General features: G+C 66.0%; 11 protein-coding genes. 10 read left to right on the top strand and 1 reads right to left on the bottom strand.

Annotated elements, in window-relative coordinates:
* The first annotated feature begins 30 nt into the window (after positions 1–30).
* The 8 genes from WT24_RS04535 to ugpQ all read left to right on the top strand — a co-directional run bounded on the left by WT24_RS04535 (position 31) and on the right by ugpQ (position 8,075).
* Complete coding sequence (locus WT24_RS04535; RefSeq protein WP_059499760.1) at positions 31–585, top strand: shikimate kinase; 555 nt, start codon at positions 31–33, stop codon at positions 583–585.
* Positions 582–1,661 carry a 3-dehydroquinate synthase gene (gene aroB, locus WT24_RS04530; RefSeq protein ID WP_059499759.1) on the top strand — a complete coding sequence of 360 codons (1,080 nt, stop codon included), beginning with the start codon at positions 582–584 and terminating at the stop codon, positions 1,659–1,661. Before WT24_RS04535 ends, aroB begins: the two co-directional genes overlap by 4 nt.
* A 40-nt stretch (positions 1,662–1,701) precedes the next feature.
* Positions 1,702–2,910 (top strand): deoxyguanosinetriphosphate triphosphohydrolase, encoded by a 1,209-nt coding sequence (locus tag WT24_RS04525; protein ID WP_060031521.1) that lies wholly within the window; start codon positions 1,702–1,704, stop codon positions 2,908–2,910.
* 88 nt (positions 2,911–2,998) lie between these two features.
* Positions 2,999–4,333 (top strand): sn-glycerol-3-phosphate ABC transporter substrate-binding protein UgpB, encoded by a 1,335-nt coding sequence (ugpB, locus tag WT24_RS04520; RefSeq protein ID WP_060031518.1) that lies wholly within the window; start codon positions 2,999–3,001, stop codon positions 4,331–4,333.
* Between the two features lie 97 nt (positions 4,334–4,430).
* Positions 4,431–5,315: a sn-glycerol-3-phosphate ABC transporter permease UgpA gene (ugpA, locus tag WT24_RS04515; protein WP_059795123.1), complete on the top strand. Its 885-nt coding sequence runs from the start codon at positions 4,431–4,433 to the stop codon at positions 5,313–5,315.
* Positions 5,312–6,157, top strand: coding sequence for a sn-glycerol-3-phosphate ABC transporter permease UgpE (gene ugpE / locus WT24_RS04510; protein WP_034209753.1), 846 nt, complete (start codon positions 5,312–5,314; stop codon positions 6,155–6,157). Before ugpA ends, ugpE begins: the two co-directional genes overlap by 4 nt.
* 34 nt (positions 6,158–6,191) lie before the next feature.
* Positions 6,192–7,277, top strand: coding sequence for a sn-glycerol-3-phosphate import ATP-binding protein UgpC (locus WT24_RS04505; protein WP_059795125.1), 1,086 nt, complete (start codon positions 6,192–6,194; stop codon positions 7,275–7,277).
* Between the two features lie 27 nt (positions 7,278–7,304).
* Positions 7,305–8,075, top strand: a complete 771-nt coding sequence (gene ugpQ / locus WT24_RS04500) for a glycerophosphodiester phosphodiesterase (RefSeq protein WP_060031515.1) — start codon at positions 7,305–7,307, stop codon at positions 8,073–8,075.
* Between the two features lie 188 nt (positions 8,076–8,263).
* Here ugpQ and WT24_RS04495 read toward each other — a convergent pair whose 3' ends face one another.
* Positions 8,264–8,989, bottom strand: a complete 726-nt coding sequence (locus tag WT24_RS04495) for an OmpW family protein (RefSeq protein ID WP_060031512.1) — start codon at positions 8,987–8,989, stop codon at positions 8,264–8,266.
* A gap of 193 nt (positions 8,990–9,182) precedes the next feature.
* On the opposite strand from WT24_RS04495, the gene WT24_RS04490 reads away from it, so the two are divergent.
* Positions 9,183–9,896, top strand: a complete 714-nt coding sequence (locus WT24_RS04490) for a transposase (RefSeq protein ID WP_027783329.1) — start codon at positions 9,183–9,185, stop codon at positions 9,894–9,896.
* A gap of 288 nt (positions 9,897–10,184) precedes the next feature.
* Positions 10,185–14,888: a glutamate synthase-related protein gene (locus WT24_RS04485; RefSeq protein WP_059795128.1), complete on the top strand. Its 4,704-nt coding sequence runs from the start codon at positions 10,185–10,187 to the stop codon at positions 14,886–14,888.
* Positions 14,889–14,971: the final 83 nt, after the last annotated feature.

The following is a 14,971-nucleotide window of genomic DNA, read 5'->3' as shown; positions in this document are numbered from 1 at the left end:
ACACCAGCAAGATTGAAGCAGAGGAAGCCGTTGCAAGCGCGGGACCCACATGCAAACGTATTTTTCGTCGGCCTTATGGGAGCGGGTAAGACCACCGTGGGCCGTGCGGTCGCGCGTCGTCTCGACAGGACGTTCTTCGACTCCGACCACGAAATCGAGGCCCGTACGGGCGCGCGCATTCCGGTGATCTTCGAACTGGAGGGCGAGGCCGGGTTTCGCGATCGCGAAACGCAGGTCATCGCCGATCTCGCGCAGCGCGAGAACATCGTGCTCGCGACGGGCGGCGGTGCGGTGCTGCGCCCGGAAAATCGCGACAGCCTGAAAACCAACGGCATCGTCGTCTACCTGCGCGCCAATCCGCACGATCTGTGGCTGCGCACGCGCAAGGACAAGAACCGCCCGCTGTTGCAGACGGAAGATCCGAAGGGGCGTCTCGAAGCGCTGTACGAAGTGCGCGACCCGCTGTACCGCGAATGCGCGGATTTCGTCATCGAGACCGGCCGTCCGTCGGTCAACGGTCTCGTCAACATGGTGCTGATGCAACTCGAACTGGCCGGCGTCGTCGCCAAGCCGCTACAAGCATGATTACTGTCAACGTCGATCTGGGCGACCGCGCCTATCCGATTCATATTGGCGCCGGCCTGATCGGCCGCACCGAGCTGTTCGCTCCCCACGTCAAGGGTTCGTCCGTCACGATCGTCACGAACACGACGGTCGATCCGCTCTACGGCGACGCGCTGCGCGCGGCGCTCGCGCCACTCGGCAAGCGCGTGTCGACGGTCGTGCTGCCGGACGGCGAGGCGTACAAGAACTGGGAAACGCTGAACCTGATCTTCGACGGCCTGCTCACGGAGCACGCGGATCGCAAGACGACGCTCGTCGCGCTCGGCGGCGGCGTGGTCGGCGACATGACGGGTTTTGCCGCCGCGTGCTACATGCGTGGCGTGCCGTTCATCCAGGTGCCGACGACGCTGCTGTCGCAGGTCGATTCGTCGGTCGGCGGCAAGACGGGCATCAATCACCCGCTTGGCAAGAACATGATCGGCGCGTTCTACCAGCCGCAGGCCGTGATCGCGGACATCGGCGCGCTGACGACGCTGCCCGATCGCGAACTGGCGGCGGGCGTCGCCGAAGTCATCAAGACGGGCGCAATCGCCGATGCCGGGTTCTTCGACTGGATCGAGGCGAACGTCGGTGCGCTGAACCGTCGCGAGCCGGCTGCGCTCGCGCATGCGGTGAAGCGTTCGTGCGAGATCAAGGCGAGCGTCGTCGCGGCCGACGAGCGCGAAGGCGGCCTGCGCGCGATTCTGAATTTCGGCCACACGTTCGGCCATGCGATCGAGGCCGGGCTCGGCTACGGCGAATGGCTGCACGGCGAGGCGGTCGGCTGCGGGATGGTGATGGCGGGCGACCTGTCGGTGCGGCTCGGTCTCTTCGACGAAGCGTCGCGGCAGCGCCTCGATGCGGTGATCGCGGCCGCGCATCTGCCGACCCGCGGGCCTGCGCTCGGCGACGCGCGCTACATGGACCTGATGCGCGTCGACAAGAAGGCCGAGTCCGGCGCGATCAAGTTCATCCTGCTGAAGCGATTCGGCGATACGCTGATCACGCAGGCGCCGGACGAAGCGGTATTCGCTACACTGGCGCAGACGACCCACTAACGGTGGCCCGGATGTGCCGGCGCCTTGACATGGAGGAGACGTGAGCGAGACATCCAGCCGCACACTGCCCGAAGCCGGCCGCGCCTGCGCCGCGCCGGTGGCCGAGCCGCCGACGCTGGCGGCGCTGGAAGCCCATCTCGCTCCGTATGCCGCACACGCGTCGCAGTCGCGTGGCCGCCGCCATCCGGAAACCCCGCCGGCGGCGCGCACCGAATTCCAGCGCGATCGCGACCGCATCGTCCATTCGACCGCGTTTCGCCGGCTCGAATACAAGACGCAGGTCTTCGTCAATCACGAAGGCGACCTGTTCCGCACACGCCTCACGCACAGCCTCGAAGTCGCGCAAATCGCGCGCTCGGTCGCGCGCAACCTGCGCCTGAACGAGGATCTCGTCGAAGCGATCTCGCTCGCGCACGATCTCGGCCATACGCCGTTCGGTCATGCCGGGCAGGACGCGCTGAATGCGTGCATGCGCGAGCACGGCGGCTTCGAGCACAACCTGCAAAGCCTCGCCGTGGTCGACGAGCTCGAGGAGCACTACGGCGCGTTCAACGGATTGAACCTGTGCTTCGAGACGCGCGAAGGCATTCTGAAGCACTGTTCGCGCGAGAATGCGCGCAAGCTCGGCGCGCTCGGCGAGCGCTTCCTGCAAGGCCGCCAGCCGTCGCTCGAAGCGCAGCTCGCGAACATCGCCGATGAAATCGCGTACAACAACCACGACGTCGACGACGGCCTGCGCTCCGGGCTGATCACGATCGAGCAGCTCGCGGAAGTCGAGCTGTGGCAGCGTCACTACGAAGCGGCGCTCGCCGAATTCCCGCATCTCGAAGGCCGCCGTCTCGTGCACGAGACGGTGCGCCGCATCATCAACACGCTGATCGTCGATCTGATCGACGAGACGACGCGCAATCTCGTGCGCGTCGCGCCTGCGTCGCTCGACGACGTGCGCGACGCACCGCCGCTCGTGTCGCACAGCCCCGAGGTCGCCGCGCAGGCGGCCGCCCTCAAGCGCTTCCTCTTCAAGAACCTGTATCGCCACTACAAGGTGATGCGCATGGCGAGCAAGGCGCAACGCGTCGTCACGGGGTTGTTCGATGCGTTCATCGACGATCCGCGCCTGCTGCCGCCGCCGTACCAGTCCGACGACGCGGCGCAGCAGCCGCGTCTCGTCGCGCATTACATCGCCGGTATGACCGACCGCTTCGCGCTGAAGGAATACCAGCGCCTGTTCGTCGTCAACGACAACTGACTGTCACAAACGATCACTAGACTTCGCCGGTTCAATGGCGACGGGAATGTTGCACACGCTGTTGGTAACGTTTTCATAGGAGAGGTCGATGAAGAAGAAGCCTGCGGGGACACTGGTTCGGTCGATCGCGCTCGGCGGCGCGTTGATGTTCGGGGCGCAGCACGTCGCGCTCGCCGCGACGGAAATCCAGTTCTGGCATGCGATGGAGGCCGCGCTCGGCGAGCGGGTCAATGCGATCGCCGACCAGTTCAACGCGTCGCAAAGCGACTACAAGATCGTGCCGGTCTTCAAGGGCACCTACGACCAGGCGCTCGCGGCCGGCATTGCGGCCTATCGCAGCGGCAACGCGCCGGCGATCCTGCAGGTGTATGAAGTCGGCACGGCGACGATGATGCAGGCGAAGAAGGCGGTCGTGCCCGTCTACGACGTGTTCAAGCAGGCCGGCGTGACGCTCGACGAAAAGGCATTCGTGCCGACCGTCGCGAGCTACTACAGCGACGCGAAGACGGGCCACCTGGTCTCGATGCCGTTCAACAGCTCGACGCCGGTGCTGTACTACAACAAGGACGCGTTCAAGAAGGCGGGCCTCGATCCGAACCAGCCGCCGAAGACGTGGGCCGACGTGAAGGCGGATGCCGAGAAGCTGCGCAAGTCGGGGATGGCCTGCGGCTTCACGACCGGCTGGCAGGGCTGGATCCAGCTCGAAAACTACAGCGCGTGGCACGGGCTGCCGTTCGCGAGCCGCAACAACGGCTTCGACGGTACGGACGCGGTGCTCGAGTTCAACAAGCCGCAGCAGATCGCGCATATCGCGTTCCTGCAGCAGATGGCGAAGGACGGCACGTTCACGTACGCGGGCCGCAAGGATGAAGCGTCGGCGAAGTTCTACAGCGGCGACTGCGGGATCCTGACGACGTCGTCGGGGGCGCTCGCGAACGTGCAGAAATTCGCGAAGTTCAGCTACGGCACGGGGATGCTGCCGTACGATGCGGACGTGAAGGGCGCGCCGCAGAACGCGATCATCGGCGGCGCGAGCCTGTGGGTGCTGGCCGGCAAGGATCCGGCGACCTACAAGGGCGTCGCGAAATTCCTCGCGTACCTGGCCACGCCTGCCGTCGCCGCGAAGTGGCACCAGGATACGGGCTACCTGCCGGTCACGACCGCCGCGTACGACCTGACGCGCCAGCAGGGCTTCTACGCGAAGAACCCGAGCGCCGAAACCGCGATCAAGCAGATGTTGAACAAGCCGCCGCTGCCGTACACGAAGGGGCTGCGGCTGGGCAACATGCCGCAGATCCGCACGATCGTCGACGAGGAGTTCGAACAGGTCTGGGCGCAGAAGAAGTCACCGAAGGACGCGCTCGATTCGGCCGCCTCGCGCGGCGACGAACTGCTGCGCCGCTTCGAGAAGTCGGGCGGCTGAGCACGCATCGCGTTCGTGCCGCCGGCGGCGCCGCGCGTCAGCGCGTGCCGTCCGGCGGCACGGCTTCCCTTCCGTTTCGCCTGACCGGACACCCGCGATGCAATCCCGTTCCCGTTTCGGTACGAGCCCGGTGCCGTACCTGCTGATCGCGCCGCAGCTCGCGATCACCGCCGTGTTCTTCCTGTGGCCGGCCGGCGTCGCGCTGTGGCAGTCCACGCAGATGCAGGACGCGTTCGGCACGTCGAGCGAGTTCGTCGGCTTCGCGAACTTCGCGCACCTGTTCGCCGATCCGCTGTATCTCGATTCGTTCCGCACGACGCTCGTGTTCAGTTCGCTCGTCACGGTGAGCGGGCTCGTCGTGTCGCTGCTGCTCGCCGCATGCGCCGACCGCGTGATCCGCGGCGCGCGCGCGTACCGCACGCTGCTGATCTGGCCGTACGCGGTCGCGCCGACGATCGCGGCCGTGCTGTGGGCGTTCCTGTTCAACCCGAGCATCGGCCTGATCACGTATGCGCTCGCGAAGGGCGGCATCGTGTGGAACCATGCGCTGAACGGCGGTCAGGCGATGTTTCTCGTCGTGCTGGCGTCGGTATGGAAGCAGGTGAGCTACAACTTCCTGTTCTTCTACGCGGGGCTGCAGGCGATCCCGCGCTCGCTGATCGAGGCGGCGGCGATCGACGGCGCGGGGCCGGTGCGGCGCTTCTTCAACATCGTGCTGCCGCTGCTGTCGCCGACGAGTTTCTTCCTGCTGGTCGTGAACCTCGTCTACGCGTTCTTCGACACCTTCCCGGTGATCGACGCGGCCACCGGCGGCGGCCCGGCGCAGAGCACCAGGACGCTGATCTACAAGATCTTCGCGGAAGGCTTCCAGGGGCTCGACATCGGCAGCTCGGGCGCGCAGTCGGTCGTGCTGATGATCATCGTCGTGGGGCTCACGGTGATCCAGTTCCGCTTCGTCGAACGCAGGGTGCAATACGCATGATCGAGAATCGCAAGGGCTTCGACCTGTTCTGCCACGCGGTGCTGATCGCCGGTGTCGTCCTGATCGTGTTTCCCGTCTACGTCGCGTTCTGCGCGGCGACGATGAATGCGCAGGAAGTGTTCACGGTGCCGCTGTCGCTCGTGCCGAGCACGCACCTGTTCGAGAACGTCGCATACATCTGGGGGCACGGCAGCGGCGGCACGACGGCGCCGTTCGGGCGCCTGCTCGTGAACAGCTTCGCGATGGCGCTCGGGATCGCGGTCGGCAAGATCGCGGTGTCGATCCTGTCCGCGTACGCGATCGTCTATTTCCGCTTCCCGTTTCGCAACACGGCGTTCTGGCTGATCTTCGTCACGCTGATGCTGCCGGTGGAAGTGCGGATCTTCCCGACCGTGCAGGTCGTGTCGACACTGCATCTGACGAACACCTATGCGGGGCTCGCGATGCCGCTGATCGCATCGGCGACCGCGACGTTCCTGTTCCGGCAGTTCTTCATGACGCTGCCCGACGAGCTGATGGATGCGGCGCGTATCGACGGCGCGGGGCCGCTGCGCTTCTTCTGGGATGTCGTGCTGCCGCTTTCGAAGACGAGCATCGCCGCGCTGTTCGTGATCACGTTCATCTACGGCTGGAACCAGTATCTGTGGCCGATCCTGATCACGACGGAAGCGTCGCTGTCGACGGCGGTGGTCGGCATCAAGACGATGATCGCGAGCGGCGACGCCGCGACCGAATGGCAATACGTGATGGCGGCGACGCTGCTGGCGATGATTCCGCCGCTCGTCGTCGTGCTGGCGATGCAGCGCTGGTTCGTGCGCGGCCTCGTCGATTCCGAGAAATGAACGACCGACGGTAACTCCGGGAGAAGGACCAGGTATGGCTGCACTGAGCTTGAAGGGCGTCAGGAAATCCTACGACGGCAAGCAGCACGTGCTGCACGGCATCGACGTGGAGATCGCCGACGGCGAATTCATCGTGCTGGTCGGCCCGTCGGGCTGCGGCAAGTCGACGTTGTTGCGGATGATCGCGGGGCTCGAGTCGGTGACGGACGGCGAGATCGCGATCGGCGACCGGGTCGTCAACACGCTGGAGCCGAAGGATCGCGACATCGCGATGGTGTTCCAGAACTACGCGCTGTACCCGCACATGACGGTCGCGCAGAACATGGGCTACGGGCTGAAGATTCGCGGCATCGAGCGCGCGACGATCGATTCGCGGGTGGCCGCGGCCGCGAAGATTCTCGAGCTCGAGCCGCTGCTCGCGCGGCGGCCGCGCGAGTTGTCGGGCGGCCAGCGGCAGCGCGTTGCGATGGGGCGCGCGATCGTGCGCGAGCCGTCGGTGTTCCTGTTCGACGAGCCGTTGTCGAACCTCGACGCGAAGCTGCGCGTGCAGATGCGGCTCGAAATCCAGCGGCTGCACGCGCGACTCGCGACGACGAGCGTATACGTGACGCACGACCAGATCGAAGCGATGACGCTCGCGCAGCGGGTGATCGTGATGAACCGCGGCTACGCGGAGCAGATCGGCGCGCCGGTCGACGTGTACGAGAAGCCGGCGACCGTGTTCGTCGCGGGCTTCATCGGCTCGCCCGCGATGAACCTGATGCACGGCCGGCTGTCGGAAGACGGCGCGACTTTCACGGTCGCGGGTGGCGGCCCCGCGCTGCCGGTCGCCGGCGCGCCCGGCATCGGCAGCGAGATCGCCACCGGGCGCGACTGGGTGCTCGGCGTGCGTCCCGAACACATGACGCCGCAGCCGGGCGTCGCGCAGGCGACGCTGCCGGTCGATTCGTGCGAGCTGCTCGGCGCGGACAATCTCGCGCACGGCCGCTGGGGCAATCACGACGTCGCGGTGCGCCTGCCGCACGCGGACCGCCCCGCGCGTGGCACGGCGCTGGCGGCGGCGTTGCCCGCGCACCGGCTGCATTTCTTCGATCCCGAAACCGGCAAGCGCGCCGGCTGAAACTGTCCGACTGCCGGGAGACCGACGATGACGATCCGCACCGACTGGCCCTATCCGCGCGTCGTCGCCCATCGCGGCGGCGGCACGCTCGCGCCGGAGAACACGCTTGCCGGGCTCGACGAGGGCGCGCGGCGCGGTCACCGGATGGTCGAGTTCGACGCGAAGCTGTCGGCCGACGACGTGACGTTCCTGCTGCACGACGACACGGTCGACCGGACGTCGAACGGCCACGGAGCGGCGGCGGGCATGCGTTATGCGACGCTGGCCGCGCTCGACGCGGGCGCGTGGCGCGATGCGCGCTTCGCGGGCGAACGGATGCCGACGCTCGAGGCCGCGGCGGCGCGCTGCATCGCGCACGGGCTGGCCGCGAACGTCGAGATCAAGCCGTGCCCGGGGCGCGAGCGCGAAACGGGGCGGCGCGTGGCGGCCGACGCGGCCGCGTACTGGCGCGATGCCGCCGTGGCGCCGCTGCTGTCGTCGTTCTCGTTCGACGCACTGCAACAGGCGCGCGCGTCCGCGCCGGCGCTGCCGCGCGGAATGCTCTACGAAATCGTGCCGGACGACTGGCATGCGCAGGTCGTCGACGCGCTCGGCTGCGTGTCGTTGCATGCAGACCACACCCGCCTCGACGAACCGCTCGTGCGCGCGATCAAGGCTGCCGGGCTGCGCATCCTGGTTTACACGGTGAACGACCTCGAACGGGCGCGCGAGTTGGCGCGCTGGGGCGTCGACGCGGTCTGCACGGACCGCATCGACCTGATCGCGCCCGATGCACTGGACGATATCGACGTCGTCTGACGGCCACGGCGGCGGTCGCAGCTGCGGCGGCGTCCGGTAAAACCCTTGCCCGGGACGGGCCCGACGCGAAAAAACGACGCCCCGACGGGATTCCCGCCGGGGCGTTTTGCATCGTGGAGACGTTACGCCACGAAAAATCCGCTACAAATTGCAGCAGAATTAACCATTCCCCAAATATTCGACTACGCTTAGAAACGGTAGCCGACGTTCAGGTACGTGACGATCGGGTTCAGCGAGATGTGGGCCTTCGACGTTTCCGTCAGCGTCCCGACCGGCGTGCGGCGGGCCGTCGTGAAGGTCGCGGTCACGCTGACGGGGATGTACGAGAGCGACAGGCCCGCGAACCAGTGTTTCGTGAAGTTGTACGTGAAGCCGGCGTTGAAGACGGGCGCCCACTGATTGCTCGTCGTGGCGCTGGTCGGGCCGCCGAGCACGCCGTTCTCGAACGCGCCGTTGGTGATCTTGGCGCCGGTGAACCAGACGTACGTCGCGCCGACGCCGACATACGGACGGAACTTCGCATTGGCGTCGTTGAAGTGGTAGCGAAGCAATACGGCAGGACTCCACTGGTACGCGCGGCCGAGTACGCCGAATCTTTCGAACTGACCCTTGCCGGTAATGTCGAACTTCGGCGGTATCCCCATCACGAGCTCGGTGGAGATATGGTCGGTGATGAAGTAGCCCGTTGCGAGCCCGAGCGTGTCGGCGTCGTTGATACCGGCGCCGGTGTTGGGAACCGACTGGTTGATGGGCGTGCCGCCTACGCCGTAGACGAACAGCGGGTCGCTGCTGTCCTGCGGCGAAAGGTGGAACCAGCCGGTGCTGACGTAGAAATCGCCTGCGGATTGTGCATGTGCCGTACCGCCCGCGAATGCGAGCGCTACGGCCCCCGTAATGGCCAGTTTTCGTTTCATTGTGTCTCCTCCGATCAAAGGCGTGCTCATTATGACGACTGCGTTTAAAACCAAACAAGCTCGTAAGTTAGAGTTTTCTCCCTAGGATTCGCACGACCGTACGCTTACGCGCGCCGCAGGGACGGGCATTCTACGCAGGTGCGCAATTTCGGACCTCCGGGTATTTCCTAACGCGTTCAAACGGACATTCAGCATGGCACGGTTAGCACGACTCTACGTTCCCGACCAGCCGCAGCACGTGATACTGCGCGGCCTGGATCAGCAACCCGCGTTCGTCGACGACCAGGACTACGAACTCTTCATAGATTGCCTGAAGGCCGCCGCACGCGATCATCACCTGTCGGTGCATGCCTACGTGCTGCTGCCGCGCCAGGTGCAACTTCTCGTGACGCCGAGCGACGAGGCGAGTCTGCCGAAGGCGATGCAAGCCGTCGGCCGTCGCTACGTCGCGCATTTCAACCGGCGCTATTCGCGGCGCGGCACCCTGTGGGAAGGCCGCTATCGCGCGACGGTGATCGAAGGCGAGCGCTATTTCCTGCTCGCGAGCCGCGTAGTCGAGATGAGCCCGGTGCGCTCGCAGCTCGTCGCGACGCCCGAGGCCTATCGGTGGTCGAGCTACCGGCATCACGTCGGGCTCACCGTCGACAGCCTGATCACCGACCATCCGCTCTACTGGGCGCTCGGCAATACGCCGTTCGACCGCCAGCGCGCGTACAAGGAGCTGTGCGAGCAACCGCTCGACGAGCGGCAGGCCGACCAGTTGCAGCAGGCGACGCTGAAAGGCTGGGTGCTCGGCGGCGAGAATTACCGCGAGTGGGCGGCGCGTACCGCGAACCGGCGCGTGTCGCCGTTGCCGCGTGGGCGCCCCAGAAAGGTGCGCGAGAACACGCCGCCGATCCAGCAATAAGGCCGGAAAGGCGGGCCAGAAGCGGCGCTGCGGGCGCCGCTTCTTTTTGCACCAAAACGATACGGCCCCAATAAAACGGCGCCATATCAAGGCATTCATTTAATTGGGGTTCGATCAAGCGGTTTTTGTTGCTATTCCCTTGATTCGTCGCGTATATTCCGAATTCCGGTGGCCCGGGCGCAGCCTGCCCAACCACTGTCGGCCGCGCCGTCTCCCGTCGGGAGCGGGATCGATGGCAACAAGAAAACGGTTCAACGGCCTCCAGGCCCCCTTTACGACGGTGTCCCCATGAACGACCACCAGCAGCCGCTCGCCGCGGTGCCCGCCGCACAAGGTCTGTACGACCCGCAAAACGAACACGACGCCTGCGGCGTCGGCTTCGTCGCTCACATCAAGGGCAAGAAGAGCCACGAGATCATTCAGCAGGGTCTGAAGATTCTGGAGAACCTCGATCACCGCGGCGCGGTCGGCGCCGATCCGCTGATGGGCGACGGCGCGGGCATCCTGATCCAGATTCCGGACGCGTTCTATCGCGAGGAAATGGCGAAGCAGGGCGTGAATCTGCCGCCGGCCGGCGAATACGGGGTCGGGATGATCTTCTTGCCGAAGGAGAACGCATCGCGTCTCGCGTGCGAGCAGGAACTCGAGCGTACGGTGAAGGCCGAAGGCCAGGTCGTGCTCGGCTGGCGCGACGTGCCGGTCGACCATGCGATGCCGATCTCGCCGACGGTGAAGGCGAGCGAGCCGCTGATCCGCCAGATCTTCATCGGCCGCGGCAAGGACATCATGGTGACGGACGCGCTCGAGCGGAAGCTGTACGTGATCCGCAAGACGGCGAGCCACCGCATCCAGGCGCTGAAGCTCAAGCACGGCAAGGAATACTTCGTGCCGTCGATGTCGGCGCGCACGGTCGTCTACAAGGGGCTGCTGCTGGCGGGCCAGGTCGGCGTGTATTACCGCGACCTGCAGGATCCGCGCGTCGTGTCGGCGCTCGCGCTCGTGCACCAGCGCTTCTCGACCAACACGTTCCCGGCGTGGGAGCTGGCTCACCCGTACCGGATGATCGCGCACAACGGCGAGATCAACACCGTGAAGGGCAACGTGAACTGGCTGAACGCGCGTACCGGCGCGATCGCGTCGCACGTGCTCGCCGACGATCTGCCGAAGCTGTGGCCGCTGATCTACCCGGGCCAGTCGGATACCGCCTCGTTCGACAACTGTCTCGAACTGCTGGTGATGGCCGGCTACCCGCTCGTGCACGCGGTGATGATGATGATCCCGGAAGCGTGGGAACAGCACACGCTGATGGACGAGAACCGCCGCGCGTTCTACGAATACCACGCCGCGATGATGGAGCCGTGGGACGGCCCGGCCGCGATCGCGTTCACCGACGGCCGTCAGATCGGCGCGACGCTCGACCGTAACGGCCTGCGCCCCGCGCGCTATATCGTGACCGATGACGACCTCGTCATCATGGCGTCGGAAGCCGGCACGCTGCCGATCCCCGAATCGAAGATCGTCAAGAAGTGGCGTCTGCAGCCGGGCAAGATGTTCCTGATCGACATGGAGCACGGCCGCATCATCGACGACAAGGAGCTCAAGGACAACCTCGCGAACGCGAAGCCGTACAAGAGCTGGATCGACGCGGTGCGCATCAAGCTCGACGAAATCGAGCCGAAGGCCGAGGAAGTCGCGGCCGGCCGCACGCAGGGCGCCGCGCTGCTCGATCGCCAGCAGGCGTTCGGCTATACGCAGGAAGACCTGAAGTTCCTGATGGCGCCGATGGCGCAGCAGGGCGAAGAGGCCGTCGGCTCGATGGGCAACGACTCGCCGCTCGCGGTGATGTCGAACAAGAACAAGACGCTCTATCACTACTTCAAGCAGCTGTTCGCACAAGTCACCAACCCGCCGATCGACCCGATCCGCGAGAACATGGTGATGTCGCTCGTGTCGTTCATCGGCCCGAAGCCGAACCTGCTCGACACGAACAACATCAACCCGCCGATGCGTCTCGAAGTGTCGCAGCCGGTGCTCGACTTCAAGGACATCGCGAAGATCCGCGCGATCGACCAGTACACGGGCGGCAAGTTCAGCGCGTACGAGCTGAACATCTGCTACCCGGTGGCGTGGGGCAAGGAGGGCATCGAGGCGCGCCTCGCGTCGCTGTGCGCCGAAGCCGTCGACGCGGTGAAGTCGGGCTACAACATCCTGATCGTGTCGGACCGCAAGACCGACGCCGAGCACGTCGCGATTCCGGCGCTGCTCGCCACGTCGGCGATCCACACGCACCTCGTCCAGCAAGGGCTGCGCACGAGCACGGGCCTCGTCGTCGAGACGGGCTCCGCGCGCGAGACGCACCACTTCGCGCTGCTCGCGGGCTACGGCGCGGAAGCCGTGCACCCGTACCTCGCGATGGAAACGCTCGCGAAGATGGCGGAAGGCCTGCCGGGCGACCTGTCGCCGGAGAAGGCCATCTACAACTTCACGAAGGCGGTCGGCAAGGGCCTGCAGAAGGTGATGTCGAAGATGGGCATCTCGACGTACATGTCGTACACCGGCGCACAGATCTTCGAAGCGCTCGGCCTGTCGAGCGACCTCGTCGAGAAGTACTTCAAGGGCACGGCGTCGAAGGTCGGCGGCATCGGCCTGTTCGAAGTCGCGGAAGAAGCGATCCGCCTGCACCGCGACGCGTTCGGCGACAGTCCGGTCCTGCGCGACATGCTCGACGCGGGCGGCGAGTACGCGTATCGCGTGCGCGGCGAAGACCACATGTGGACGCCGGATTCGATCGCGAAGCTGCAGCACGCGACGCGCAGCAACTCGTACCAGACGTACAAGGAATACGCGCACCTGATCAACGACCAGACCAAGCGTCACATGACGTTCCGCGGCCTGTTCGAGTTCAAGGTCGAGCCGACCAAGGCGATCCCGATCGACGACGTCGAGCCGGCGAAGGAGATCGTCAAGCGCTTCGCGACGGGCGCGATGTCGCTCGGTTCGATCAGCACCGAAGCGCACGCGACGCTCGCGGTCGCGATGAACCGGATCGGCGGCAAGTCGAACACCGGCGAAGGCGGCGAGGACCAGAAGCGCTACCGCAATGAACTGCGCGGCATTCCGATCAAGTCGGGCGAGACGCTGAAGTCGGTGATCGGCGACGAGATCGTCAGCGACATTCCGCTGAAGGACGGCGACTCGCTGCGCTCGAAGATCAAGCAGGTCGCGTCGGGCCGCTTCGGCGTCACCGCCGAGTACCTCGCATCGGCCGACCAGATCCAGATCAAGATGGCGCAGGGCGCGAAGCCGGGCGAAGGCGGCCAACTGCCGGGCCACAAGGTGTCCGACTACATCGGCAAGCTGCGTTACTCGGTGCCGGGCGTCGGCCTGATCTCGCCGCCGCCGCACCACGACATCTACTCGATCGAGGATCTGGCGCAACTGATCCACGACCTGAAGAACGTGAACCCGGTGGCGAGCATCTCGGTGAAGCTCGTGTCGGAAGTGGGCGTGGGCACGGTCGCGGCCGGTGTCGCGAAGGCGAAGGCCGACCACGTCGTGATCGCCGGCCATGACGGCGGCACGGGCGCGTCGCCGCTGTCGTCGGTGAAGCATGCGGGCACGCCGTGGGAACTCGGCCTCGCCGAAACGCAGCAGACGCTGGTGCTGAACCGCCTGCGCGGCCGTATCCGCGTGCAGGCCGACGGCCAGATGAAGACCGGCCGCGACGTCGTGATCGGCGCGCTGCTCGGCGCGGACGAATTCGGCTTCGCGACGGCGCCGCTCGTCGTCGAGGGCTGCATCATGATGCGCAAGTGCCACCTGAACACGTGCCCGGTCGGCGTCGCGACGCAGGATCCGGTGCTGCGTGCGAAGTTCAAGGGCCAGCCCGAGCACGTCGTGAACTACTTCTTCTTCGTCGCCGAGGAAGTGCGCGAGATCATGGCGCAGCTCGGCATCGCGAAGTTCGACGACCTGATCGGCCGCGCCGACCTGCTCGATACGCGCAAGGGCATCGAGCACTGGAAGGCGAAGGGCCTCGACTTCTCGCGCGTGTTCTACCAGCCGGAAGAATGCGAGGACGTCGCACGGCGTCACGTCGACGTGCAGGATCACGGCCTCGAGCGCGCGCTCGACCACGTGCTGATCGAAAAGGCGAAGGCCGCGATCGAGAACGGCGAGCATGTGTCGTTCATCCAGCCGGTGCGCAACGTGAACCGGACGGTCGGCGCGATGCTGTCGGGCGTGATCGCGAAGAAGCACGGCCACGACGGCCTGGCCGACGACGCGGTGCACATCCAGCTGAAGGGCACGGCCGGCCAGAGCTTCGGCGCGTTCCTCGCGAAGGGCGTGACGCTCGACCTCGTCGGCGACGGCAACGACTACGTCGGCAAGGGCCTGTCGGGCGGCCGGATCATCATCCGTCCGACCAACGACTTCCGCGGCAAGTCCGAAGAAAACATCATCTGCGGCAACACGGTGATGTACGGCGCGATCGAAGGCGAAGCCTTCTTCCGCGGCGTCGCGGGCGAGCGCTTCTGCGTGCGTAACTCGGGCGCGACGGCGGTCGTCGAAGGCACGGGCGACCACGGTTGCGAATACATGACGGGCGGCACGGTCGTCGTGCTCGGCGAGACGGGCCGCAACTTCGCGGCCGGCATGTCGGGCGGCATCGCGTACATCTACGATCCGGAAGGCACGTTCGCGGCGAAGTGCAACAAGTCGATGGTCGCGCTCGATCCGGTGCTGCAGCAGGCCGAGCAGGAGCGCACGGTCGACCGCGCGCTCTGGCACGAAGGCACGACCGACGAAGCGCTGCTCAAGGGGCTCGTCGAGCGTCATTTCCAGTTCACGGGTTCGCCGCGGGCGAAGTCGCTGCTGGAAAACTGGGACGCGGCGCGCCGCCAGTTCGTGAAGGTGTTCCCGCACGAATACAAGCGCGCGCTGGGCGAGATCGGTGCGAAGAAGGCGGCGAAGGAAGTGCTGGCCGCCTGAGCGACGAACGACATAGCGAATGCCGCGCGCGCCTGACGGCCGCGCGCGGCTCCCCCACCCGATACACCGAACAGAAGAGCACC

Origin of the sequence: Burkholderia sp. MSMB1078WGS (genome assembly GCF_001528895.1) — a bacterium.
Classification (GTDB): Bacteria; Pseudomonadota; Gammaproteobacteria; order Burkholderiales; family Burkholderiaceae; genus Burkholderia.
The sequence above is the reverse complement of the archived record's forward strand: the minus strand, read 5'-3'. Positions and strand labels throughout refer to the sequence as shown.